The organism is Flavobacteriales bacterium (genome assembly GCA_029248105.1).
GTDB lineage: Bacteria > Bacteroidota > Bacteroidia > Flavobacteriales > UBA7312 > UBA8444.
In genome coordinates this window covers 19,873-43,773 of sequence record JAQWJZ010000030.1, presented here as the reverse complement: position 1 = coordinate 43,773, position 23,901 = coordinate 19,873, and the positions used below count along the sequence as shown (strand labels likewise).

Below are 23,901 nucleotides of genomic sequence, written 5' to 3'. Positions count from 1 at the left end.
ACTTTTTAGCTTTTAGATATTTTTAATAAAGTTGATTTATAACTTTCGGCTATTTTATCCCATGAAAATTGTTCAACAACATGGCTTGTATTTTTTCTATAAGATTCAACATCTTGTAATAAGGTGATTACGGCTTTGGTCATTGCCTGTGGCGTATTGTCAATGTGAAAACCGGCATGCTTAGTTTCTAATACACCCCAAGGAGTATGCTTTGATGCAATAACAGGTGTTTTTTGATTCAAAGCCTCAGCTGCTACTATCCCAAAATTTTCAGTATGAGAAGGCATTACTAAACACTGTGCATATTTCAAAAAACAATTTTTATCATCTGATTCCAAAGGACCTTGAAACTCTACATTGTTTTCAATGTTTAATTCTAATGTCAATCGCTGAAGATTATCTAACTCTCCTTCATCCATTCCAGCTATGAATAGCTTTAGTTTAGGGAGGGATTTTATTATTTCAGGCATTGCCTTCAATATAATATCATAGCCTTTAATTTTGTGAATCCTTCCTAGACAAGCAATGTAAAAGCTATTTTGCCACTTTTCACTACAAACGTGCTTTATTTTGCTTTCCTCAAAATCAACACCATCAGGTATTAATTCAATTTTAGCATTAGGAAAAAAATGACGGATATCATCTATTTCTTTTTGAGAAGTGGCGTGCCAATGTATTCTCTTTGCAAAAGGCTTAATGAGAAAAGCTATCCACAATTTTTTCATCATTCCCCTATGTTTAAATGAATAAGTGGTTAAACTCCCTCTTGGAGAAAGTAAAGTGGTCTTTTTTTGAATATATGAATGAAATAAAGCAAAAGGAGTACTTAAAGAATAAATGGATTGAATATGAACAACATCTGCTTTTAGAATATCATTTGCTAATCCAAAAATCATTTTAAAGGAGAAGAAAGGAATCAAACATTTATTGTAATACTTAACTTTAAAGCCATTAAGTGAAGTTAAAATATTAGGTGTTACGTCTAGTTTAGTACTGCCATTTAAATTAGTTGTTATGACTTCAACATCAACATCATTTTGAGCCGTTTTATGACTTAAATGATATGCTGCAAAAACAGCGCCGCCATAAACATAGGCTGGATAAAAATATGGTATAACAACAACTAGTTTCATCTTGAGAAATGCTTCGCAAAATACAATTTATTAAAAATAGAATTAGCACCTTTAAGTACTAATTTCAACTCTTTAGTATTTGCAAATTGAACAAGGTTTCTTCTATATACATTTTCAAAGGGATTATCATAATAAGAACCTGCTAATGATGAATATTGAAATTCATAATTTGATAACGAACACTCCTTAATCACTTGACTTGAAAATTTACCTAAAGGATAACAAATAGAATTTGTTGTTGTTTTAGTTAAACTTTCTATAATTTCTTTCGATTTTTCCAACTCATATTTGAGAGACTTTTTATCTATCTGATTTAACTCTAAATGTGAATGAGAATGAGATGATATTTTTACTAACCCACTATTTAAAAGTTCTAAAATTTGCTTTTCATTTAAGAAATTTGGATTACCAATTTCAGAAGTGATTATAAAAATCTCAATCGGTATTTTTTCTTCAATTAAATACTCCAAACAGTCATAAACACCTTTATAACCATCATCAAGTTGCAATTTAATTTGATTTTCTTTTCTAGTTATCTCTGAAACAATTTCAAAGGATTCAGCTCTGATTATCTTAATGTGCTCCATAAAGAGATCTAATGACGTTGATGTCTGGCTATAAGTGTTAGCTTTATGAATATCATGATAAAATAAAACTTTACTATCCTTATTAGAATATAAAAACGAACCTAGCTGAAGTAAAATATTTCTCAGTTTATTTTTCATTTATCATTTTAGATAATGCCAATTTTAATTGTTTTGAATAAAGGTTAAAATTCCAATATTCATGCATTAATGAATATGCATTTTTTGAGCATACTTGATACAAGTCTTTATTTTTATATATGATATTCATCTTATTAGCCAAATCTCCCTCAATCGATGAATCAAACGTAAGGCCAGTATCTTTATCATCAATTAAATCATGATTAGCACCAATTCCTATGTTAGATAACACGGGAATAGCTGCAGACATTGCTTCATTAATAACTAAACCCCAATTTTCATTATTAGAAGCTAAGACAAGTACGTGAGCCAATTCAAACTCTTTTTGTAAAGCCTTTCCCGATAATCGTCCTTTGAATATGACATTTTCAAATTTAGAATAGTTTTCAAAAATGTTAGAATATCTATCCCCATCTCCAACAAGAATTAGCTGTACGCTACTGTCATTTTTAAATTTCAATAAAAACTCATCAATTATACACTCAATTTGTTTTAATGGAATGAAACGTCCTACAAAAAGAAACGAAAACTTTGTATGTCTTTTTCTCTGAGGCAGATAATTAAATTGATTAACATCAACTACCATTGGTAAAAAATGAATTCTTTCAAAAGACATTCCGTAATGACTAAACAATTGCTTTTGTGACTTATTACCTCCTGCTAATCCATGTAGATATGGATTTTTAAATAAATAGTTTAAATACAACCTTTTAACTATTCGTTTAAAAAAATTAGCTGGTATTTTTAAAGGAGTATCAGACTCAATAGCAATGGGTTTTTTATTTTTCGAGAAAATATGAACCAACCATAATAAGAGGAAAGAAACAGAATCATAACCATTAAAAACAATAGCATCATGATTTATATAGTCTTCTCTAATTGTTTGAAAACGACTTACAATAGGTATTTTATTCAAAAATAAATCATCATTATTAATTAGGTTTGATTCTAATCTAGTGTAAGATAGGTCAAACAAAAATTTATACGAAATATGATTAGGTATATGAACATTTTTAACCAAATCAATTGTATATGAAGCTGGTTCAGTCAGAAATGCTATTACTTTCATCTTTATGATATAAAACAAATAATAAATAAGCTAAAGTAATCCAAAACAAATTACTCTGAAAAAAATTAATTCCGATAAGGGTATTTTCAAACATTCCATTAACTAAAGTGTATGAAATTAAAAAAAACAAAAACTTGGTTTGCAAAATATTTTCTCCAAAAGCTTCAATTTTAGATTTATAAATTTTGTTTAGGAAATAAATAAAAACACTGAAGAATATTATTGAAAAAATGATACCGTATTGTACTAATATTGAAAGGTATCCATTATGAGCACCAAAATCAATTTGTACATCATTAAATTGAATTAATGAAAAATCGATAAAAGCATAATTCTTTAGTCCATGACCAAATATTGGTTTTTGTAAAAAAGTATCAATTGCATATAGGTATTCATACCTTCTATTAACAAGCAAGTCTACATCAAACATTCTTTGAATAGCATTATTTTGACCGCCCAAAAGAGAGAAAGCTATCATAGTTAATACAATGAAAATAATATTATTTAAGTTCCTTGATTTATAATGAAGGACGTAGGTAATAATGGCAAGACTAAGACCTACAATTGCTGACCTAGATCCAGATAAAACGATAACAAGCAAGAATAGTGTTAGAATCAAATAATTAATTGTGGTTTTATTTTCTGTAAAGAGAATAAGAGCGAAACCTATTACCATGATAATAGAAAATTCATTTGGGTTGAAAAAAATACCCATATACCTAGACTCAAAATTTGGAAAGTTGAATAGTAATGATATGAACAAAGATCCTATTGTAATGATTTTCAAAAGTTTAATAAACTTTGATGGAAAATCTTCTTTTAAAGAATAAATAGAAATTGAAAAAATAGAGAATTGTACAAACCTTGCAGATAAATATTTTAAAGATTCAAAATCTCCCAATTCAATAAAAAGATAATATACTAGATTTAAGAAATTTAAAATGAAAAATAATTGAAATGATTTATCAAAAATCACATTCTTCAAAATGTTAACTGAATACATTACAACCAATAAGGAAGCTCCCATAAAGATTAGAAAAAACGATTCTGCATAATCATAAAACCCACTTATACTAAATACAATATTATTTATCAGAAAAATAAAAGCTAAATATTTTATAATGTTATTCATATCTGCGCTATTGATTATTTATATGATTTAACATTTGTCTAATAGTATTATCAATGTTGTATATTTCATCAAATTTAATAGTCAAATTATTTGAATAAAAGTAGGAAATCAATTTTGATAAATCAGCTGGAGAATTCTTTTCTACAAGCTGAAAATCTTTCAAACCATCAGGAACAACATCTTCTATACCTTGGTTTTTCACTCCAATAAATGGCACTCCACAAGCTAATGCTTCCAAATATACACATCCAAAAGCTTCGTATTTTGAAGGAAGTACAAACAAATCTAATTGATTATAATATGTACGTAATTCACTATGCTTTATTTCATCTACAAATTCACAGTCTATATTGTTATTCTTAGCATATTCAAAACATTGCTTAAACGTTTCTCCATTTCCAACTAACTTTAGGTGTATATTTTTAACACCTTCATCATTTAATATTTTAACCGCTTTTAAAAGAGTAATATGATCTTTTAGTTCCCAAAAATTTGCAACACATCCAATGATAAACTTTGAATTTTTTGTTTTTTTTAGTGAGTCAACATAAAATTTGGAGGTGTCTACACCATTAACACATACATATAAACGATTCTTTAGTTTTGGCACGATTTTAATTAGCTCTGCCTTGACAACACTGCTAACTGCAATATGTGTGCTTATGTAAGTCGAAAAGCTTTTAAATCGCTTTAAAATGATTTTATTTTGAATGTTTTTTAAAAATGGTAATCTTAAACCTGTCTGCGTTTGCAATATATCTAAACCATGATGCTGCAAAATTGTTTTGCATTTATATTTCTTAGAAAAGAAATCTAAAAAATTTAAGGATGGATAATTAATATGTCCATGAATAATAGACTTATCATTAGGAGTTAAGCCATTTTTTTTCAAAAAGACATTAAACCTAGATAGATTTATAGAATGAAAAATACCTGGAAAAATAAAAGAAGGTAAATCTAGAAGTTGAAACGTTATACAATTAACTCCTTCAAAAGTATAATTTTCATCTGATTTCTTAAAAAAAGAGGATAATATAATTACCGTTAATTTATGATTTGAATTGGATTGTATAGCTTTAGCCTGATCCAACAAATAAGAACCCCTAAAAGAACCCTTGCTTGGAAAAAATGGCGTTATTACTATATAATCAATCATCTTATTTTATTAAATCTATGAAATATTTTTCATCAAAAGGTTGATACAATTCCTTTGACCATTTAACTTGCTCATCAATTATTTTTTTATAGAAATTGTCGTTATTGATTTTATTAAAGTTATCAATTAGACTTAATTTACAGCTAGTAAAAGAATATTCCCTTTCATAAATATTCATTTCTTCAGAAAATGCTGTTAATAAAGTAGGTACTCCTTCAGTAATAGAATCGAAAAGCACTGAAGAATACTCCGTAATGTGTAGGTTACAAATTTTAAAACAATCCTTTAAATTTTCAGGTGCACACTTAACAAAATTATATTCGTATAACATCTTAGTGTCAACATTTTTATCAAATCTAGGGTGCGATTTTAGATATATGGTTAAATTTAATTTACTAGACTTAATTTTTTCGAATAATTCGATAGTTTTATTCAATAGGAATTTATTGAACTCATAGGAATGACTTTCTGTAAATTGTAAAGTAAACAATACATTTCCATTAAATGATTCTCTTGGTTTTTTGTATTCTTCGTAGATAGATCCAATGACAAAGGAATGATTTTGAAAATACTCCCCTCCTCTGATATTCAACAACTTATTCTTAAACCCTTGACCATAAAGCAAAACATTTGATTGATTATTAGTGATGTGTTGAGCAATGGAGTTTCCATTTATATAACCATAATATTTTGATGAAATTAAACCATGCTGATAATCATAGAGATTAGCATTGGGAAACATACCTCTAAAAATAGACTGAAAACTTTGAGAGACAGTTATTATGTTTTTAACATCACGATTTATGAGTAATACCTTTGACAAAAGTTTACCAATTTTAACGTCTATTAGATTATAATCATTACCCCTGTAAAACTTTCTTAAAAATAATGCCAAAATCCATATAAAATCAATGGGCACTGCCTTTCTAGAACGGCTTTCTCTAACAAATATATTAGGCTCTTCAATTACCAAAAAAGAAAGTCGGTTATTCTCAGTACTTTTAATTAATGGCGAAAGAGATAAAGGATATTCAGATTTAGTATTAAAATGCTGAGGATAATAATAAAAAACATCCGTTCTATTATGAGAAGTAAAATAGAATAAAAGTCTTAATGAACGATAAAAAGAAAGTGAAGTAAAAAACTGGATATAATAAAAAATCCTCATTAGTCTTCATCATAATATCCGCCACCATAATTGTATCCATAATTATAGCCATAATTGTAACCATAGTTATAGCCATAATTATAACCGTAATTATTAGAGAAATCCACATCATTTAAAATTAAAGATATGTTTTTGACTTTATCAGAATCATAAAAACTATTTGCATAATTTAATAATTCGCGTTTAGTATAGTTTTGTCTCAATACATAAACATTTAAGTCAACAAACTCCATAAGAGACATTGAATCCGAAACAATAAATACAGGAGGAGAATCTATAATAACATAATCATATTCATTTTTAAGTTCATCAATGAATGATTTCATTTTATCTCTCCCTAATAATTCTGCTGGATTAGGAGGTATAGGTCCAGAAGTAATATAATCTAGGTTTTCAATTTTAGAATTTTGAATGATTTCATCTTTAGTAGAATGACCGGAAAGAAAAGTTGATAAACCAACATCATTTTGATCAGTAAAGGTTAAATACATTTTTGGTTTTCTTAAGTCAGCACCAATAATGATAGTCTTCTTTCCAGAAATAGCATATACTGTAGCAAGATTTTTAGCGCAAAAGGTTTTTCCTTCACCACTAATTGATGAAGTAAATAACATTGTCTTACCAAAATTATGTTTAGGCAAGATGAATTCGATATTTGACCTAATATTTCTGAAGGATTCTGAAATCCTAGACTTAGGTTTTTCATTAACTATCAAATCAAAACCCGTATTATTACTGGCTACATAACCTAGATACGGAATTTTAGTATTTTTTTCGATATCGTTAGAGCTAGTTATTTTTGTATAAAACAGCTCAATAAGAGTAAATACTGTAAAGGGCAAAAATATTCCTATCAACAATGCTAGAATATTATTTTGTGATTTATTAGGGGAAACTAACACTCCTGATTGAATAATTGCTGGCTCTACAATTTTGGCATCTGACACATTCCCAGCACTTAATATGCCAGCCTCGGTTCTTTTAGTCATTAAAAGCAAATAGATGTTTTCACTCAATTCGTAATGTCTCTCAATATTTATGAGTTCCCTTTCGACACTAGGCAGTGTTTTAAGCATTTCTTCGGAGACTTTAATTCGCTTTGTCAAGTCGTTTATCAAGATACTATTCTTAGATTTCAAATTAGAAATCATATCATTAAGTGTACCTTTTAATCTATCAATCTTACCATTAAGCTCTGAAACAACAGGGTTTATAAGTGTACCGTTAGGATTCAGTAAATCTCTTTCTAGCTGTAAGTCAACTAACTGTGTAATTAAATCATTTAATAGGTTATTCGATATTCCATAAGAAACAGGAACAATTATATCTTCAAAGGATGATTTTTTGTTCAGATAATCTGAAAGATATTTGAAATATTTATTTTCAATTAAAAATTTAGATTTTTCATTTTGTAAATCTTTAATATCACCATAGAAATTTTCTGATTCGACACTTATTTGAACTACTCCATTATTTTTCTTGAAAATCTGTAATTGTGCTTCAATTAAATTTAAAGAATCCTTAATTTCTATTAATTGTTGATCTATAAATTTAATAGTGTTAGTAGAAACTTGATTTTTAGTATTTAAATCATCTTGAATATAATTTTCACAAAGCTTATTCAAAAACTCTGTTTCTTTAACCAAGTCCTCCCCTTCTATAGATATATTTATTATTGAAGCTTCCTTTGAAAGTCTATTAACTTTTATCTTGTCTTTGTAATATTTAGTAATAGAATGCGGGTTTTTAACCTTTACAATTAAAGCAGGATAATCATTAATCTTTTCTAGCTCAAAATAATCATTAAGAGATACAGAAAAAGAGCCATAAGAAGTATTTACTACTTCATCAAAATTGTAGGTCTTCTTCATCAACAAATCAGATTCAATAGAATATTGATATTGATTTATTAAATCAATATTAAATTCTTGCCCATATTTTTTATTAAAAATTAAAGGGTTAAATGTTATGGGTCTATACTTATAAGATTCTGCTGTTTTAATATTACCTTGTATAAAATACTCTACATCAAAACCCAAATCATTGATTGTTTTGTAAACCAAAGGATATGAGGTTATCATAAATATTTTATCAGAAAAATTTACCGAATTGAATCTTGATGTTTTTTCACCCAATACGGATTCTAGTGGATCTATTTCACTAGAAGAATTATTAACATTCATTTTAATTGAATTAGAATAAATGTTAGCTGAATATCTATTTATAAGTAATGAAACTAGTAATGATAAGGATATACTTACAATAAACCATTGCCAGTTTTTTAAAATTAAAAAAACAAACTTTTTAATTGGAATAAAATCTTCATCTAGTAATTTAGCCATATTAGTTTGTTGTAAGTAAAAAGTAAAGAGTTAAACTTGAAATGATTACCGAAATCCCTGATGACAAGCTATTAATTACGAAAAATCGTTTTTTAACAGGTTCTACCGTTATTATATCACCCGATTTTACAAAAAATTTCTCAGAGTTAGATACATTAGTATCCGTTAAATCTATAGTATAAACCTGTGGTTTTTTACCATCAAATCGAATAACTTTAATTTTTTTTCTGTTTGCAATTGAAGTAAATCCATCTACCATACCAATTGCATCGATAATATTCATTGAAGGATCCACGACATTTATCTTACCAGGGCTATTAACCTCGCCTAAAACAGTGATATTGAAGTTTAGTAAAACAACTTTAACAAAAGGGTTGGAAAAATAATTTTTCGATACATTTTTTATTGTTTTTTCTGCTTCCTGTATAGATTTACCTCGAACATATATCTCACCTAATATAGGGAGAGAAACAAAACCCGAATCATTAACTAAATAGCCATAAACATACGGATTAAGTAATTTTGAGTTTGAATTATCTTGACCTTTGTTGAAAAAATCATAATTAGTTGGTGTTAATGATTTTATTTCAACATATATCAAGTCACCATCAGATAATTCATTGACATTTTCAAAAACATTTATTTCAGAATCCTGTTTAACTTGAAAGATATCCAAGTCCTTGTTGGTAATACAAGACGACAATAAGAAAATAAATAATAAGTATGTTAAGGTATTTCTAAACATGTTTAGGTAATTAGTGTACTAGCAAATATAGTGGATTTCAATTTTTAAAGAAAGAAATACTTTCAGCAATTACTGTTTTAAGCTGATTTGAGAAAGAATTTTCATCAAAAGGGTGCTTTGCATTAAAAACATGATCTGAGTTTACCAACTTTAATAATTGAGAGTTATTAATATTAGTGTGTAAATCTTCTGCTTCTGAAAAGTCTACTGTTTGGTCCTCGTCACCGTGAATAATCAGAGTCGGTATAGTTAACATACGGCATGCATTAGGTATAGAAAAAAGCGACTTATTATTGATATAATCTTCGTAAAACTGATAATATAGTGGCATTTGCTGATTCGTTCTGCTATTAAAAACATAGACTACTCCCCTATCCTTCCATAGATTAACTTTATCATTTTCGATTCTTTTTTCAAAATCACTTACACTTGCCCATGAAACTAATTTTTTGACTTTTGTATTTGTTGAAGCTTTTAGGATGGAAATACCTCCTCCTCTACTATGACCTAATAAATATATTCTATCAAGATCAACTTTATCAGCTAAATTATTTGTTGCCCAATCAATAACACTTTCTAGATCTTCTAATTCAATAGAAAAATTATTACTACCAAAAGAATCTAAGTCAGTAAATTCTAATAAATTTTCATTTGAAACTCCATTGTGCGAAAAATTAAACTTAAGAAAATTCAGTCCAGATTGAGCAAAAATATTAGAAATCGCATTAAATGGCCCCCAATCTTTAAAACCCTTGAAACCATGACTAAAAATAACTAATGGATCCTGTATAGTTTTTGTAAAATTAATATCAAGAGTAATGTTTTTGTTTCTTTGGCTTGAGATAACAAAAGTTTTCATTGTGACGATTTTTATAATTTAACGAATTTATAAAAATGTTCGTTAGAATTTATAAAATATACTCCTGCTTTTAATTTAGTAACATCAATTATTTTTTCGTGTGTTGACAAGACAAGCGTTCCTGAAAGATTATAAATCTTCTTTAACCCATTGATAGAAATATTTATTTCATTTTCTGCTGGATTAGGATAGATGGTGTTTTTATCAAGGAATTTGCTATTTATTGACACTGTGTTATCTTCATAAACTTCAAATCCGTCAATTCCTGCTTCTACTAAATGATTGTATGGATTAAAATCGGTGACTTTAAATGAAATTGTCATTTCTGATGTTGGCTCAAGAAAATTAGAAACATTAATATTTTTCTCAATCCATTGGTTATTCATCTGACCTACAGTATAAGCTACCATTTTTGAAGTTATTCCATTAGAGATGAATACATTTAAAGAATCATCTCCGTCTGACCAACCGCTTCCGTTAGCAAACCATTCAAAATACTTTATAGCAGGGTTATTATACGAAGTCAAATCAAAAATAGGTGATGTTATTTGTGTATATCCATCATCCACATCGTCAGCTGTAGATCCGCCTCCGAGTGCATTACCAGTAATTAGTGCATTGATATAACAATCGTTATCAATATCATCACTAGGATTATAAATTTCATCGTCTTCAATTGTAGGGTTTGGGTTGCCTATCTCCCATATACCGCTTGAAGAATTTCCAGAAATAATCCAACCAAAATCAAAAGTAAAATCATCGTAATATGAATAATCTAAATGAAGAACTATTGGTAAACTATCATTTGAAATTGTTATCGTTTCACATTTTGTACGAAAACCCCAACTTCCATAATAAATTGAGTAGTCAGATTGATACAACGTATCAAGTGAAAATTCTCCATTTTGATTGGTTATTAAGGAATCTTCATAGAAACTACTTGATATAAACAAATTACAATTTGGAATCCCTACACCTTGACTATCTACAATTTTGCCCGTTTTTGAAAATGAATCTTTTGGCAACAGAGAAACGTTTTTAGTTACTATCTCGCCATTAATTAAGGTAACTTGTACAGTATCTGTGAAATAACCTTCTTTGCTATATTCAACGTCAAATGTATTGGCATTTTCTACTCCCATAAAGTAATTTCCTGACAAATTTGTTGATGAAGTTGTGACACTATACCATAAAATTCTAACCGAAGCATTTGATAATGAATTTCCTGAAAGTGAATCTTTTACTGTACCTTCTAAAAAGGCTGCTCTTTTATATTCAGGATCTAAAACTAATAATTGTCCAACTCCATTTGGACCACTATTAATTTCTGCCGAAAGCACTAACCCTGAAGGCAAATAGGGATATGCACCCCATGATCCGTCAAAGCCATCTCCTCCTCCTGCAAAAGCATCATAATGCCCTACTTCTACCATATTATTTGGGTGTGATATATCATGAATAACGATACCATCTCTATAATATGAAGTCACTAAAAAATCTCCGTATACGTGTGCATTATGAGGAATAACAGTTCCTATTTCTGGTGAAGATTGAATTCTGTCTATTTCTTGAATATTTTCTAAGTCAGAAACATCGTATGCTGCTATATATGCACCACTTTTCTCATCAGTTGTAAATAAAGTATTACCATCATCTGATATCCAACAATTATGAGTAAAAGCATTAGGCGTTTGATGAAAAGCTAGACTATCGTTAAATATTACAGGCTCAGCAGGGTTTGATACATCTATTGCGAAGAAGTTTCCTTCATATACAGCTGAACCCCATAATGTATCACCACGCGCCATACCATCGTGTAAATAGAAATTGTCAAAAATTCCTAAAACAGTTGGTAGAACAACATTTCCTTGTTCTAGTGAAACATTAGTCACATCTAAAATAAGAGCACCAGCATTATTTACGGAATTACCTCCAACATCACCACCAAATAAATAAGCCTTGCCAAATTCATCAATATAAATATTATGTGCTCTATTGAAGATTAAATCATTATTAATGTCTGTGGTTGTATAAAGATATGTATTTCCAGTCATATCATTTAGGTCAACAATCAACAAACCATCACTTCCTTCATCAGCTGTTACATATGCATAATGTTCCCATACTTTTATATCACGCCAAATGGATTGAGTTCCTGAAATAAAGAAAGATTCTGTAGGGTTAGCAGGGTCTGATAAGTCAACTACAGAAAAGCCATTCTGCAAACCAACTAAGGCATATTCTCTTCCCGTAGAATCGACATATCCCCAAACGTCATTACCTTCAGTACCCGCGTAATCTAATAAACCTACAAGTGAAATATTACTGCTACTTTGTGAAAATGCCGTCAGAGAAAATATAAGACAGGTGAAAATAAATAGCTTTTTCATAATATAAAAGTTTGGTACAAATATACTCAAATGGTTTTGAGTAAGTTTATAATTCGAGTTTGAACTGATTGTCAGTGCTATCTTCGTCAATAATTATTTTTGTATCAGATTCAGATTCTGTTTTAATTTCGTCAGATGAATCATTTTTTACAAAATCTTTATCTTTATTTATCTCCTCTACAACTTCTTCTTCATTCTGTTCAACTTCTTTTTCAATCAAACTGAGTTTGTGAATTTTCTTTGAGCTGAGTTTATTGCCTTGTGCTTTTTCACCTTTTACAGCGATAAAATCTTTAAGAACTAAATGCTCTTCTTTCCTATCTTTTCCTCTTTCCTTGACAAAGGAAATATTTAATTCTGGCGAAGGGTGAGAAGTTATTATTTCAAGAAAAGAACCTTTAGAGTCACTAATTATGGTTATGGACTTATCAGAATTAACAGGAATAAATCGCTTGACATAATAACATTCTTTTGAATTATCAAAATACACCGCCGTTAAAGGGTTTTCTGGCTTCCATTTTTCAATAAGAAGAATGTCATCATTAAAATGTCTACTTAAATCAAAGTTTAATAATTGAAGAACCCCTGATTTTTGAATAACAAGGATCTTATCATCTGCTTCAAATTCCCCTAAGTATTTGCCTCTTTCTTCTGTATTTAACTTGTTTATTAACTCATCAAAACAAATTTTTCTGGCTGATAAGGTAGAAACACCTTCTTCTTTTAGCTCTATCTTCTTAATGGGTGATTTGCAAACCAAATTACCCATTGATAATTTGCCTTTGATTGCTAGTTCAGAAAAATCTATATCTAATTTTAACTTTTTCAAACGTTGTAAAGCTCTTAAGTGTACGGTAACTTTTTCTGCCTCTCCATTTGGATTTGAAGTAAAATAAAGAACTTCTCCTTTTCCATTTTTAGTAAGATCGTATTCTTTATCTCTTGTCGAACTTGTTATATGAAAACGTTTCATATAGGAGTTTTTGGTTACTCCATTAGTGTAAATCATATTATAAGTTGTCCTATCATCTTTCTTTTTAAATACAGCTAGATGTATAATGTTTTTACCAACAAAAGTCTTTTTATCAACTTTAGTCACAACTACTTTTCCGTCTTTTCTGAATACTATTATTTCATCTATGTCAGAACAGTTGAATGCAAATTCATCTTTTCGCATACTTGTTCCTATAAAACCCTCTTCTTTATTAACGTAAAGCTTTTGATTTTTAGCGACAACTTTAGCGGCAATAATGTTGTCAAATGTTTTTATCTCAGTTCTTCTACCTCTTTTTTCACCGTATTTCTTTTTAAGGTTTTTAAAATAATCTATAGCATAATCAACAAGATTATCTAAATGATTTTTTATGATAGCTATTTGATCTTCTAGTTTCAGAATATCTTCATCCGCTTTAAAGCTATCAAATTTCGAGATTCTTTTAATTTTTATCTCTGTGAGCCTAACTATATCGTCTTTGTTAACCTCTCTTAAAAGATGTTTAATGTGTGGTTTTAATCCATCGTCAATTGCTTTAATAACGGCATCCCAAGTTTCACATTCTTCAATATCACGATAAATACGGTTTTCTATAAATATCTTTTCTAAAGATGAAAAATGCCACTTCTCTTGAAGTTCTTTAAGGTTAATTTCTAACTCTTTCCTTAGAAGCTCTAAAGTATTTTGAGTAGAAACTTGAAGCATTTCGCTCACCCCCATGAAACGTGGGGTGTCACTATCGATAACACATCCTAATGGTGATATTGCTAATTCACAGTCTGTGAAACTATAAAGAGCATCAATAGTTTTATCAGGAGAAACACCTGCTGGTAAATAAACCAATATCTCAACTCCCTCTGAAGTGTTATCGTCAATTTTTTTAATTTTAATTTTCCCTTTATCGTTGGCTTTTAATATGGAGTTAATTAAAGAAACTGTAGTTGTAGCATGAGGGAGCTCACTAATCTTTAAAGTTTTGCTATCAAGAACTTCAATTTTAGCTCTAACTCTTACCTTCCCTCCTCTTAAACCATCGTTATAATTAGAGAAGTCTGCCATTCCTCCATTTGGAAAATCTGGGTATATCTTTGGCTTACTTCCTTTTAAAATTTTAATAGAAGCATCTATTAATTCATTAAAATTATGTGGTAAAATTTTGGTTGATAAACCGACAGCAATACCTTCAACACCTTGTGCAAGAAGTAGTGGGAATTTAACGGGTAGTGCAACGGGTTCTTTACCTCTACCATCGTATGATGGAGTGAATTCAGTAATTTTTGAATTATATACAACCTCTAGAGCAAATTTGGATAATTTAACTTCTATATATCTAGCTGCTGCAGCACTATCACCAGTAAGTGTATTTCCCCAGTTTCCTTGTAAATCAAGTAGAATATCTTTTTGACCTATTTGGACCATAGCGTCATAAATAGAAGCATCTCCATGAGGGTGGTATTTCATTGAGTGTCCTACTACATTTGCTACTTTGTGGAATCTACCGTCGTCTAGATCTTTTAAAGCATGAAGAATACGTCGTTGTACAGGCTTTAAACCATCTTCAATCAATGGAACTGAACGTTCTAAAATAACATAAGAAGCATAGTCTAAAAACCAGTTCTTATACATTCCGTTTACATGAGAAATGTCTTGTGGTAAATCGTTATGTTCAGAGGTGTTATCCACTATTTATTACTTTTTAATTTTTCTTGTAAATCATTGTGCTGAATGCTAGATAAAAGAGAGATATTTATTTTACCACTTACTAATTTATCATTGATGTTTTGTCTAATGATAAGGGATTTCCTTAATCCAAAATGAGATATAGTAATATTTTTGTCGAATGGCTCATGAAGATTAATTATCATTTTTTTATTGAATTTATCTGAAAAGCTACTCATGACAATACAATCAGAGTATATTTTGACATTTTCAGCATTTTTTTCAATCTTGAAATTATTAAGACCAACCATTGACAAGAATATAGGAATAAATAAAGGAAGTAAAATGTATAAATAATTATCCTGAATATTATTTTGTATAGAACCATTGGTAAAAAATAAAAACAATAGAATGATTATATATCCTACCAGCATTGCTATGTATAAGCTCTTTACAAAATTGAGCTTATTTTCAAATGAAAACAAATCGTTATTCTTCATTACTAATATCTTTTTCAACTCTTAGATTTTCTATTATAAATTCTTGTCTTTCAGGCGTATTTTTGCCCATGTAGAATGAAAGCAAATCTTCAACACTCATTTTCTTACCAATAATAATTGGTTCTAAACGCATATCTTTTCCAATGAAATGCTTAAACTCATTAGGTGATATTTCTCCCAAACCTTTGAATCGTGTTACTTCAGGATTTCTACCAAGTTTGTTAATAGCATCTACCCTTTCTTGTTCTGAATAACAATAAACGGTTTCTTTTTTATTTCTGACTCTATACAATGGAGTTTCGAGGATATACAAGTAGCCTTCTCTTATCAGCTCAGGAAAAAACTGCAAGAAGAAGGTTATAAGTAATAATCTAATATGCATACCATCAACATCTGCGTCAGTAGCAATAACGACATTTTTATATCGCAAACCTTCTAAGCCATCTTCTATATTTAATGCTGCTTGAAGTAGGTTAAACTCTTCGTTTTCATAAACGATTTTTTTTGTCAAACCATAAGAGTTCAAGGGCTTGCCTTTTAAGCTGAATACAGCTTGAGTAATGACATCTCTGACTTTGGTTATAGAACCACTTGCTGAATCACCCTCAGTTATAAATAATGTGGTTTCAAATCGCCTATCATTTTTTTCATTATTCAGATGAACACGACAATCTCTGAGTTTTCTATTGTGTAGGTTAGCTTTTTTAGCTCGTTCTTTTGCCAACTTCCTAACCCCAGCTAATGCTTTTCTTTCTTTCTCTGCTTCAATAATTTTCTTCAAAAACAACTCTGCTGTTTCAGGATTTTTATGAAGATAATTATCTAGTTGTGTTTTTAAAAAATCATTGATAAACGTACGAATAGTAACCATTCCTGGCCCTATCTCATTTGAACCTAATTTTGTTTTGGTCTGGGATTCAAAAACAGGCTCAATTACTTTTATACTAACTGCCGCAACGATACTTTGTCGAATATCAACCGCATCAAAATTCTTGCCATAAAACTCTCTTACCGTTTTAACTACTGCTTCTCTAAAAGCTGCTTGATGTGTTCCTCCTTGAGTAGTATGCTGACCGTTGACAAAAGAATAATATTGCTCACCATAAGCTTTCTGAGAGTGAGTCATCGCCACTTCAATGTCTTCTCCTTTCAGGTGTAATACAGGATAAACTATTTTAGAATCAATATTCTGTTCTAGTAAGTCTTTTAAACCGTTTTCAGAATAAAATTTTTCACCATTGTAGATAATTGTTAAACCAGGATTTAGGTAACAATAATTCCATAGCATTTTCTCAACATATTCATTGAGAAAACGGTAATTCCCAAATATAGAATGATCAGGTGTAAAAGTAACCTTTGTACCTTTTCTGTTGGTACTAGATTCAATAGGAGAATCGTTAATAATAACCCCACTTTCAAATTCTGCTACTTTGGTTTGGTTATCTCTAACACATTGTATTTTAAAATGGCTTGACAGTGCATTAACTGCTTTTGTTCCTACACCATTAAGACCTACTGATTTTTTAAACGCTTTAGAATCGTATTTGGCACCAGTATTGATTTTAGATACACAATCAATAACTTTTCCAAGAGGAATACCACGACCATAATCTCGTATTGTAACCCTCTTGTCTCGAATGGATACTTCTATTGTCTTACCATTACCCATCACATACTCATCAATGGAGTTATCAATAACTTCTTTGATAAGAATGTATATACCATCATCGGCAGAAGAACCATCACCTAACTTACCAATATACATACCAGGACGAAGGCGAATATGCTCTTTCCAATCTAACGAACGGATATTGTCTTCTGTATATTGATTTTCTGCCATTAACTATCTTTAAATTTCCTAAAAAAATATAGGATTGTAAAAGTAAAAAAAACACCTTTCATGAAATCCTAAAGCACACCAACTTTATTAACAGAGTTTTCAACGAAGAATCTGTATATTTGGGCTCTATTTTCAACCTCATGATGCACTATCTTTTTTCATATACCAAAGCTCACAATCACTTCATTGATATTGACTTAAAAGTTAAAACAAATGGAGCAAATCTTCTCACTTTTCAGCTTCCATCTTGGAGGCCAGGCAGATATGAATTAGCCGATTTTGCTAAAAATATTCAGAAATGGAATGCTTTTGATGAAAATGGGCTTGAACTAGTCTCTAGAAAAACAACAAAAGACCGTTGGGAAGTCGATTGTAATGGTATTAATGAAGTCACTGTTACGTATAATTATTACGCAAACGTTTTAGATGCTGGTTCTTCCTATTTGGATGAAAATCAGCTTTATGTAAATCCAGTGAATTGCTGTTTGTTTGTTGTAGGAAGAGAAAATGAAGAACATCAAGTTGAACTAGATATTCCAGATGACTACAAAGTAGCATGTGGCATGAAAATCAATGACAAGGGTTTTCTTACAGCAAATAGTTTTGATCAATTGGCCGAATCACCATTCATAGCTTCAAATAGTATGCAATATGCTAATTATGATGTTAATGGCGTAATTTATCATCTATGGATTCAAGGGCCTTGTAATCCAGATTTAGATAGGTTATCTAAAGATTTTAAAGCATATACCATAGAGCAAGTTGAAAATTTCGGCACACTTCCTGTGGATGACTATTATTTCTTATTTCAAATCACACCATACAGAAGTTATCATGGGGTAGAACATACTAACTCCACAGTCATTTTAATGGGAAATACCGAAGATGTATTTGATAAACATTACGATAACATTCTAGGAATTTGCTCTCATGAGCTTTATCACACTTGGAACATAAAGGCTATTAGGCCTCAGGAAATGCTGCCTTACGACTACTCTAAGGAAAACTACTCAAGACTTGGATATGTAGCAGAAGGTGTTACCACTTATATGGGAGACCTTATGCTTAAGAGAAGTGGTGTATTTAATTGGGGGCAGTTTATTAAAACACAAAACGAAAATTTAAAACGCCACTATGAAAACGATGGAAGACATAATATGTCGGTCGCAAATAGTGGCTTTGACTCTTGGCTTGATGGCTACTCTTTAGGAATACCCAATAGAAAAACCTCTATTTATGCCGATGGCGCTTTAAATATGCTCATGATTGATTTATTCATCATAGAGCATTCTGATGGCAAACACTCTCTTAATGATGTTATGAAACGCCTTTATGATGACTTTCTAACAACAGGATATACAGAAGACGACTTCCAAAATTTATGTGTAGAATATGGCGGATTGAACGTTAGTGAAGTGTTTAGTAATCACATCTATGGAATTGAAGACTATACTGAATCTTTAAAGTCTGCAATGAAAATAGTTGGTTTTGAATTAGTTAAGACAAACAACCCTAATCCATCTGCCAATAAGTTTGGTTTCATATCCATTGTAGAAAACAACAAGCATATCATCAAGAAAATTCAAAATCGCAGCATTGCCGATAATTCAGGAATAGCTGTTGAAGATGAAATACTAGCTATTGATGGTAAAGAAATTAAAGGGCAAAAAATAAGCGACCTCTTGAAAGACTCCAAAGGTTTGGTAAAAATGACAATCAAAAAACGCTTTAACACTGTTGATGTGAACTTAGAATGCGGACACTACTACCCTATTTATTGTTTAGAAAAACAAGACAAAGCAAGTGAAAAGCAATTGATGTACAGAGCCGTTTGGGCTAAATAATTTACTAATGGCAAATATTAAAAATTACCTTTCTCTCATAAAATTTAGTCATACCGTTTTTGCATTACCTTTTGCAATTATTGGCTATTATTTAGCTAGTAGCCGATACGGTTTCGATTGGAGCATATTGATTTATGTTCTTTTATGTATGATTTTTGCCCGTTCTGCTGCTATGGCTTTCAACAGATATATTGATAGAGATATAGACCTAGAAAATCCTAGAACAGCCCAAGTTAGAGAAATACCAAACGGCACAATAAAACCAAAATCTGCTTTATTATTTGTCATTTTAAACTGCTTAGCTTTTATACTAACAACTTATTTCATTAATAGTCTGTGTTTTCACCTCTCACCTATTGCTCTACTAGTGATATTAGGGTACAGTTATACCAAACGATTTACAGCTTTATGTCATATTATTTTAGGCTTAGGTTTATCATTAGCTCCCTTAGGTGCATATTTAGCGGTATCCGCTGAATTTGCAATTTTACCGATTCTTTTTTCTATATCCGTTTTATTTTGGGTGGCAGGTTTTGACATTATTTATTCATTACAAGACGATACCTTTGATAGTCAGCATAAATTGCATTCTATTCCTGTAGCCTTAGGACGTAAAAATGCATTGCTAATGAGTCGTTTTTTACATCTATTAACTGCTTCTAGCCTATTGTTAGCAGGTACTCTTTTTGAAACTCAATTATTATATTGGATTGGCTATTCTATTTTCACCCTATTGTTAGCGTATCAGCACAATATAGTGTCTGAAAAAAACTTGAGTAAAGTAAACATAGCATTTTTCACAACGAATGGAATAGCATCTATTATTTTTGGTGTTTTTGTCGTTATAGAAATACTTATCTAAATCCTCTTTTTTTCTTAATTTCGCTCATTCAAATCCCAAGGTTTATGGCAAAGAAAAATAATGATTCACAAGAATTAACATTTAATGATTTTAAATCATCTGTACTAAGGGATTTTAAAATTGCATGCGAGAGCAGAGAAATTAGTTTGATGGGAAGGCGTGAAGTTCTTTCTGGCAAAGGGAGTTTTGGAATTTTTGGTGATGGTAAAGAATTGGCACAGATAGCCTTAGCTAGGTGTTTTAAGAAAGGGGATTTCAGATCAGGTTATTATAGAGATCAAACTCTAATGATGGCCTTAGGAGAGTTAAATATCAATCAGTTTTTTGCTGCTTTGTATGGTCATGCCGATATAGATGCCGAACCGCAATCTGGCGGAAGGCAAATGGTAGCCCACTTTTCTACACAATCATTGAATGCAGATGGTAGTTGGAAAAAATTAACTGAACAATACAATTCAGCATCTGACATTTCGTGTACTGCTGGTCAAATTACTCGACTAGTAGGATTAGCACAAGCATCAAAAGTTTATAGAGAAAATGAATTACTTAAAACTTGGGATAATTTTTCTAAATCAGGAGATGAAATAGCTTGGGGTACAATAGGAAATGCTTCTACTTCAGAAGGTCATTTTTTTGAATCTATAAATGCTGCTGGGGTTTTACAAATTCCAATGGTAATTTCGGTATGGGACGATGGTTATGGTATTTCTGTTCATAGCAAACACCAAACTACTAAAGAAAATATATCTGAGATACTTAAAGGGTTTCAAAGAGATAAGAAGAATAAAGGCTTTGAGATTATTAAAGTAAAAGGATGGGACTATCCTGCTCTTATTGAAGCTTATGAAAAAGCTGAAAAAATTGCTCGTAATGAGCACGTACCTGTTCTAGTACATGTTACCGAAATGACACAACCTCAAGGCCATTCTACTTCAGGTTCTCATGAAAGGTATAAATCTAAAGAACGTTTACAGTGGGAAACAGACTTTGATTGCATAGAATTGTTTAAACAATGGATCGTTTCAAATTCAATAGCTTCAGAAGAAGAGTTAGATGTTCTAAGGTCTAACATTAAGAAAGAGGTATCTAAACAAAAAAACAAGGCCTGGAAAGCCTATCAAACACCAATTATTGAAGAACTTAACAGAGCTATCAGCCTATTGGACAATCTTATTAATGAAAGCCCAAATGGAGTATTCATCAAACCGATTAAAGAAAAGTTAGAGTTTGATGCTAAACTTAATCCTCATCGCAAAAACATTTTTAGCGCCATTCGTTCAGCTTTACGCCTTGTTAGAGGTGAAAATGGAAACGCAAAAACACAATTAAAAAGTTTATTATCTGAATGGAATTCGCAAAATCAAGAAAGGTACAGTTCTCATTTGTACAGTCAGTCTACACAAGCTATAAATAGCGTTAAAGCTGTTGAACCTAAATACTCCAATGATTCTGAAGAAGTGGATGCTAGAATAATTTTAAGAGATAACTTCGACTCTATATTATCTAAAAATCCAGAAGTACTGATTTTTGGTGAAGATAGTGGTCAAATAGGAGGTGTTAATCAAGGGTTGGAAGGTTTACAACAAAAATTTGGCGAACTCCGAGTATCTGACACAGGTATAAGAGAAGCTACTATTTTAGGTCAAGGAATTGGCATGGCTATGCGTGGACTTAGACCTATTGCAGAAATTCAATATCTAGATTACCTTTTGTATTGTTTCCAAGGAATGTCCGATGATTTATCTACCCTTCATTATAGAACCAAAGGAAAACAAAAAGCACCATTAATTATCCGAACAAGAGGTCATAGACTAGAAGGTATATGGCACTCTGGCTCACCAATGGGCATGATGTTAAACGGCTTAAGAGGTATGCATGTACTTGTACCTCGAAATATGACTAAAGCTGCCGGTTTTTATAATACATTGTTAGCAAGCGATGAACCTGCCATAGTCATAGAATGTTTAAATGGATATCGTTTAAAGGAAAAATTACCGGCTAATTTAGGTGAGTTTACAACGCCTGTTGGTATTCCTGAAGTTACTAAACAAGGGACTGACATTACTCTAGTAACTTACGGCTCTACTTGGAGATTAGTGACAGAAGCTGCCAAAGAGTTAGAAAAAGTTGAAATTTCTTGTGAAGTAATTGACGTTCAATCATTATTACCATTTGATGTTAACCACTCTATCGTTGAGAGTCTGAAAAAGACCAATAAAGTCTTGTTCATAGATGAAGATGTGTCGGCTGGTGCTACTGCCTTCATGATGCAAAAAGTAATCGAAGAGCAAAAAGGTTATTTCCATTTAGATAGCGAACCTAGAACACTATCTGCTAAAGACCACAGACCTGCTTACGGTGAAGATGGTGATTACTTCTCTAAACCTAATACTGACGATATTTTCGAAAGTGTTTATGCTATAATGCACGAACACAACCCTACAAAATACCCCAGTCTTTAGATGAAGAAAACAACCGAACAAGACTCAAACCATAATCATCTTGAAAAGATGAATACCCTCAGTTTGTTGCAAGGGATTAATCAAGAAGATAAAAGTGTTGCTACAGCAGTTGAGCAAATTATCCCACTATTAGAACCTTTAATTGACAGTATTTACTCTAGAATGATACAAGGTGGTCGCTTGTTTTATATTGGCGCTGGCACATCAGGCCGATTAGGCATAGTAGATGCTTCTGAATGCCCACCTACTTTTGGTGTTTCTCATGATTTAGTCATTGGCATTATTGCTGGTGGCGATTCTGCCATTAGAAAAGCTGTTGAGTTTGCCGAAGACGACCGCCAACAAGCCTGGAAAGACTTATTAGATTATAACATAAACGATACGGATACAGTCGTTGGTATAGCTGCTTCTGGCACTACACCTTATGTAATAGGAGGATTAGAAGAATGTAATAAAAACAACATTTTAACGGCTTGTATTACATGCAATGCTGCCTCGCCCCTTTCAAAAGCTGCCAAACATTCTATTGAAGTGGTTGTTGGTCCTGAATTTGTTACTGGTTCAACACGAATGAAAGCAGGTACTGCTCAAAAACTAGTATTAAATATGATATCCACTTCTGTAATGATTAAATTAGGCAGAGTGAAAGGAAATAAAATGATCGATATGCAGTTGAGTAACAACAAATTGGTTGATAGAGGTACGCTTATGGTAGTTAAAGAAACAGGTTTGGATTACGACTCAGCAAAACAATTATTAAACGATACAGGAAGTGTAAGAGCTGCTGTACAAAAACACCAGAATAATGGATAAACAGAAATTAGCAAACGGTATGATGTGGATTTCAATGGCTATCTTCTTCATTTTCACTGCTGCCATTACGATTTTTATTGCTGACAGCAAGGACAGTATAGCGCTTAAAGGGCTTGGAATCTTCTTTATCTTATGCTTGTTTTTCTTTGCCTATAAAGGACTTAAAACTACACTCGATGCTTTCTTTGATAAGAAAAAATAAATCAAT

Annotated in this window: 18 protein-coding genes; 5 read left to right on the top strand and 13 right to left on the bottom strand. The window is 30.9% G+C overall.

Annotated elements, in window-relative coordinates:
• Nucleotides 1-5: 5 nt before the first annotated feature.
• From P8I29_05270 to P8I29_05210, 13 genes are read right to left on the bottom strand one after another with little or no spacing between them, the layout of a single operon-like run.
• The gene (locus tag P8I29_05270; GenBank protein ID MDG1917213.1) at nt 6-1,133 is read right to left on the bottom strand and encodes a glycosyltransferase; all 1,128 of its coding nucleotides are present in this window, start codon (nt 1,131-1,133) and stop codon (nt 6-8) included.
• A complete protein-coding gene (locus P8I29_05265) occupies nt 1,130-1,858 on the bottom strand; it encodes a polysaccharide deacetylase family protein (GenBank protein ID MDG1917212.1) in 729 nt (242 codons plus the stop codon). Before P8I29_05265 ends, P8I29_05270 begins: the two co-directional genes overlap by 4 nt.
• Nucleotides 1,848-2,927: a glycosyltransferase gene (locus P8I29_05260; GenBank protein MDG1917211.1), complete on the bottom strand. Its 1,080-nt coding sequence runs from the start codon at nt 2,925-2,927 to the stop codon at nt 1,848-1,850. The genes P8I29_05265 and P8I29_05260 overlap by 11 nt, the downstream gene beginning before the upstream one ends.
• Complete coding sequence (locus tag P8I29_05255; protein ID MDG1917210.1) at nt 2,902-4,059, bottom strand: O-antigen ligase family protein; 1,158 nt, start codon at nt 4,057-4,059, stop codon at nt 2,902-2,904. The genes P8I29_05260 and P8I29_05255 overlap by 26 nt, the downstream gene beginning before the upstream one ends.
• Before the next feature lie 7 nt (nt 4,060-4,066).
• Nucleotides 4,067-5,215 carry a glycosyltransferase family 4 protein gene (locus tag P8I29_05250; protein ID MDG1917209.1) on the bottom strand — a complete coding sequence of 383 codons (1,149 nt, stop codon included), beginning with the start codon at nt 5,213-5,215 and terminating at the stop codon, nt 4,067-4,069.
• A gap of 1 nt (nt 5,216) precedes the next feature.
• Nucleotides 5,217-6,383 (bottom strand): CDP-glycerol glycerophosphotransferase family protein, encoded by a 1,167-nt coding sequence (locus tag P8I29_05245; protein ID MDG1917208.1) that lies wholly within the window; start codon nt 6,381-6,383, stop codon nt 5,217-5,219.
• Nucleotides 6,383-8,725: a polysaccharide biosynthesis tyrosine autokinase gene (locus P8I29_05240; GenBank protein MDG1917207.1), complete on the bottom strand. Its 2,343-nt coding sequence runs from the start codon at nt 8,723-8,725 to the stop codon at nt 6,383-6,385. Before P8I29_05240 ends, P8I29_05245 begins: the two co-directional genes overlap by 1 nt.
• A 1-nt stretch (nt 8,726) precedes the next feature.
• Entirely contained in the window at nt 8,727-9,470 is a 744-nt protein-coding gene (locus tag P8I29_05235; GenBank protein MDG1917206.1) for a polysaccharide biosynthesis/export family protein, read from the bottom strand.
• Nucleotides 9,471-9,507: 37 nt separating this feature from the next.
• Nucleotides 9,508-10,329, bottom strand: coding sequence for a prolyl oligopeptidase family serine peptidase (locus P8I29_05230; GenBank protein MDG1917205.1), 822 nt, complete (start codon nt 10,327-10,329; stop codon nt 9,508-9,510).
• An 11-nt stretch (nt 10,330-10,340) separates the two neighbouring features.
• The gene (locus P8I29_05225; GenBank protein MDG1917204.1) at nt 10,341-12,719 is read right to left on the bottom strand and encodes a choice-of-anchor B family protein; all 2,379 of its coding nucleotides are present in this window, start codon (nt 12,717-12,719) and stop codon (nt 10,341-10,343) included.
• A gap of 46 nt (nt 12,720-12,765) precedes the next feature.
• The gene (locus tag P8I29_05220) at nt 12,766-15,396 is read right to left on the bottom strand and encodes a DNA gyrase/topoisomerase IV subunit A (protein MDG1917203.1); all 2,631 of its coding nucleotides are present in this window, start codon (nt 15,394-15,396) and stop codon (nt 12,766-12,768) included.
• Complete coding sequence (locus tag P8I29_05215; GenBank protein MDG1917202.1) at nt 15,396-15,872, bottom strand: hypothetical protein; 477 nt, start codon at nt 15,870-15,872, stop codon at nt 15,396-15,398. Before P8I29_05215 ends, P8I29_05220 begins: the two co-directional genes overlap by 1 nt.
• On the bottom strand, nt 15,862-17,712 hold the full coding sequence (locus P8I29_05210) for a DNA topoisomerase IV subunit B (GenBank protein MDG1917201.1): 1,851 nt from the start codon (nt 17,710-17,712) through the stop codon (nt 15,862-15,864). Before P8I29_05210 ends, P8I29_05215 begins: the two co-directional genes overlap by 11 nt.
• Before the next feature lie 140 nt (nt 17,713-17,852).
• Here P8I29_05210 and P8I29_05205 point away from each other — a divergent pair, with 140 nt between their 5' ends.
• The 5 genes from P8I29_05205 to P8I29_05185 are packed head-to-tail and all read left to right on the top strand — an operon-like array spanning nt 17,853 to nt 23,895.
• The gene (locus P8I29_05205) at nt 17,853-19,556 is read left to right on the top strand and encodes a hypothetical protein (protein ID MDG1917200.1); all 1,704 of its coding nucleotides are present in this window, start codon (nt 17,853-17,855) and stop codon (nt 19,554-19,556) included.
• A 7-nt stretch (nt 19,557-19,563) separates the two neighbouring features.
• Nucleotides 19,564-20,418 (top strand): UbiA-like polyprenyltransferase, encoded by an 855-nt coding sequence (locus tag P8I29_05200; GenBank protein ID MDG1917199.1) that lies wholly within the window; start codon nt 19,564-19,566, stop codon nt 20,416-20,418.
• Nucleotides 20,419-20,462: 44 nt separating this feature from the next.
• Complete coding sequence (locus P8I29_05195; GenBank protein MDG1917198.1) at nt 20,463-22,880, top strand: thiamine pyrophosphate-dependent enzyme; 2,418 nt, start codon at nt 20,463-20,465, stop codon at nt 22,878-22,880.
• A complete protein-coding gene (gene murQ / locus P8I29_05190) occupies nt 22,881-23,693 on the top strand; it encodes an N-acetylmuramic acid 6-phosphate etherase (protein MDG1917197.1) in 813 nt (270 codons plus the stop codon).
• Nucleotides 23,686-23,895, top strand: a complete 210-nt coding sequence (locus P8I29_05185) for a hypothetical protein (GenBank protein ID MDG1917196.1) — start codon at nt 23,686-23,688, stop codon at nt 23,893-23,895. The genes murQ and P8I29_05185 overlap by 8 nt, the downstream gene beginning before the upstream one ends.
• The last annotated feature ends 6 nt before the right edge of the window (nt 23,896-23,901 follow it).

Excerpts from the sequence above, each read along its gene's own strand:
- P8I29_05240 (MDG1917207.1), bottom strand. The coding sequence starts at position 8,725 with ATGGCTAAATTACTAGATGAAGATTTTATTCCAATTAAAAAGTTTGTT.
- P8I29_05235 (MDG1917206.1), bottom strand. The coding sequence starts at position 9,470 with ATGTTTAGAAATACCTTAACATACTTATTATTTATTTTCTTATTGTCG.
- P8I29_05245 (MDG1917208.1), bottom strand. The coding sequence starts at position 6,383 with ATGAGGATTTTTTATTATATCCAGTTTTTTACTTCACTTTCTTTTTAT.
- P8I29_05250 (MDG1917209.1), bottom strand. The coding sequence starts at position 5,215 with ATGATTGATTATATAGTAATAACGCCATTTTTTCCAAGCAAGGGTTCT.
- murQ (MDG1917197.1), top strand. The coding sequence starts at position 22,881 with ATGAAGAAAACAACCGAACAAGACTCAAACCATAATCATCTTGAAAAG.
- P8I29_05210 (MDG1917201.1), bottom strand. The coding sequence starts at position 17,712 with ATGGCAGAAAATCAATATACAGAAGACAATATCCGTTCGTTAGATTGG.
- P8I29_05215 (MDG1917202.1), bottom strand. The coding sequence starts at position 15,872 with ATGAAGAATAACGATTTGTTTTCATTTGAAAATAAGCTCAATTTTGTA.
- P8I29_05225 (MDG1917204.1), bottom strand. The coding sequence starts at position 12,719 with ATGAAAAAGCTATTTATTTTCACCTGTCTTATATTTTCTCTGACGGCA.
- P8I29_05270 (MDG1917213.1), bottom strand. The coding sequence starts at position 1,133 with ATGAAACTAGTTGTTGTTATACCATATTTTTATCCAGCCTATGTTTAT.
- P8I29_05260 (MDG1917211.1), bottom strand. The coding sequence starts at position 2,927 with ATGAAAGTAATAGCATTTCTGACTGAACCAGCTTCATATACAATTGAT.
- P8I29_05205 (MDG1917200.1), top strand. The coding sequence starts at position 17,853 with ATGATGCACTATCTTTTTTCATATACCAAAGCTCACAATCACTTCATT.
- P8I29_05255 (MDG1917210.1), bottom strand. The coding sequence starts at position 4,059 with ATGAATAACATTATAAAATATTTAGCTTTTATTTTTCTGATAAATAAT.
- P8I29_05265 (MDG1917212.1), bottom strand. The coding sequence starts at position 1,858 with ATGAAAAATAAACTGAGAAATATTTTACTTCAGCTAGGTTCGTTTTTA.
- P8I29_05230 (MDG1917205.1), bottom strand. The coding sequence starts at position 10,329 with ATGAAAACTTTTGTTATCTCAAGCCAAAGAAACAAAAACATTACTCTT.
- P8I29_05185 (MDG1917196.1), top strand. The coding sequence starts at position 23,686 with ATGGATAAACAGAAATTAGCAAACGGTATGATGTGGATTTCAATGGCT.
- P8I29_05195 (MDG1917198.1), top strand. The coding sequence starts at position 20,463 with ATGGCAAAGAAAAATAATGATTCACAAGAATTAACATTTAATGATTTT.
- P8I29_05200 (MDG1917199.1), top strand. The coding sequence starts at position 19,564 with ATGGCAAATATTAAAAATTACCTTTCTCTCATAAAATTTAGTCATACC.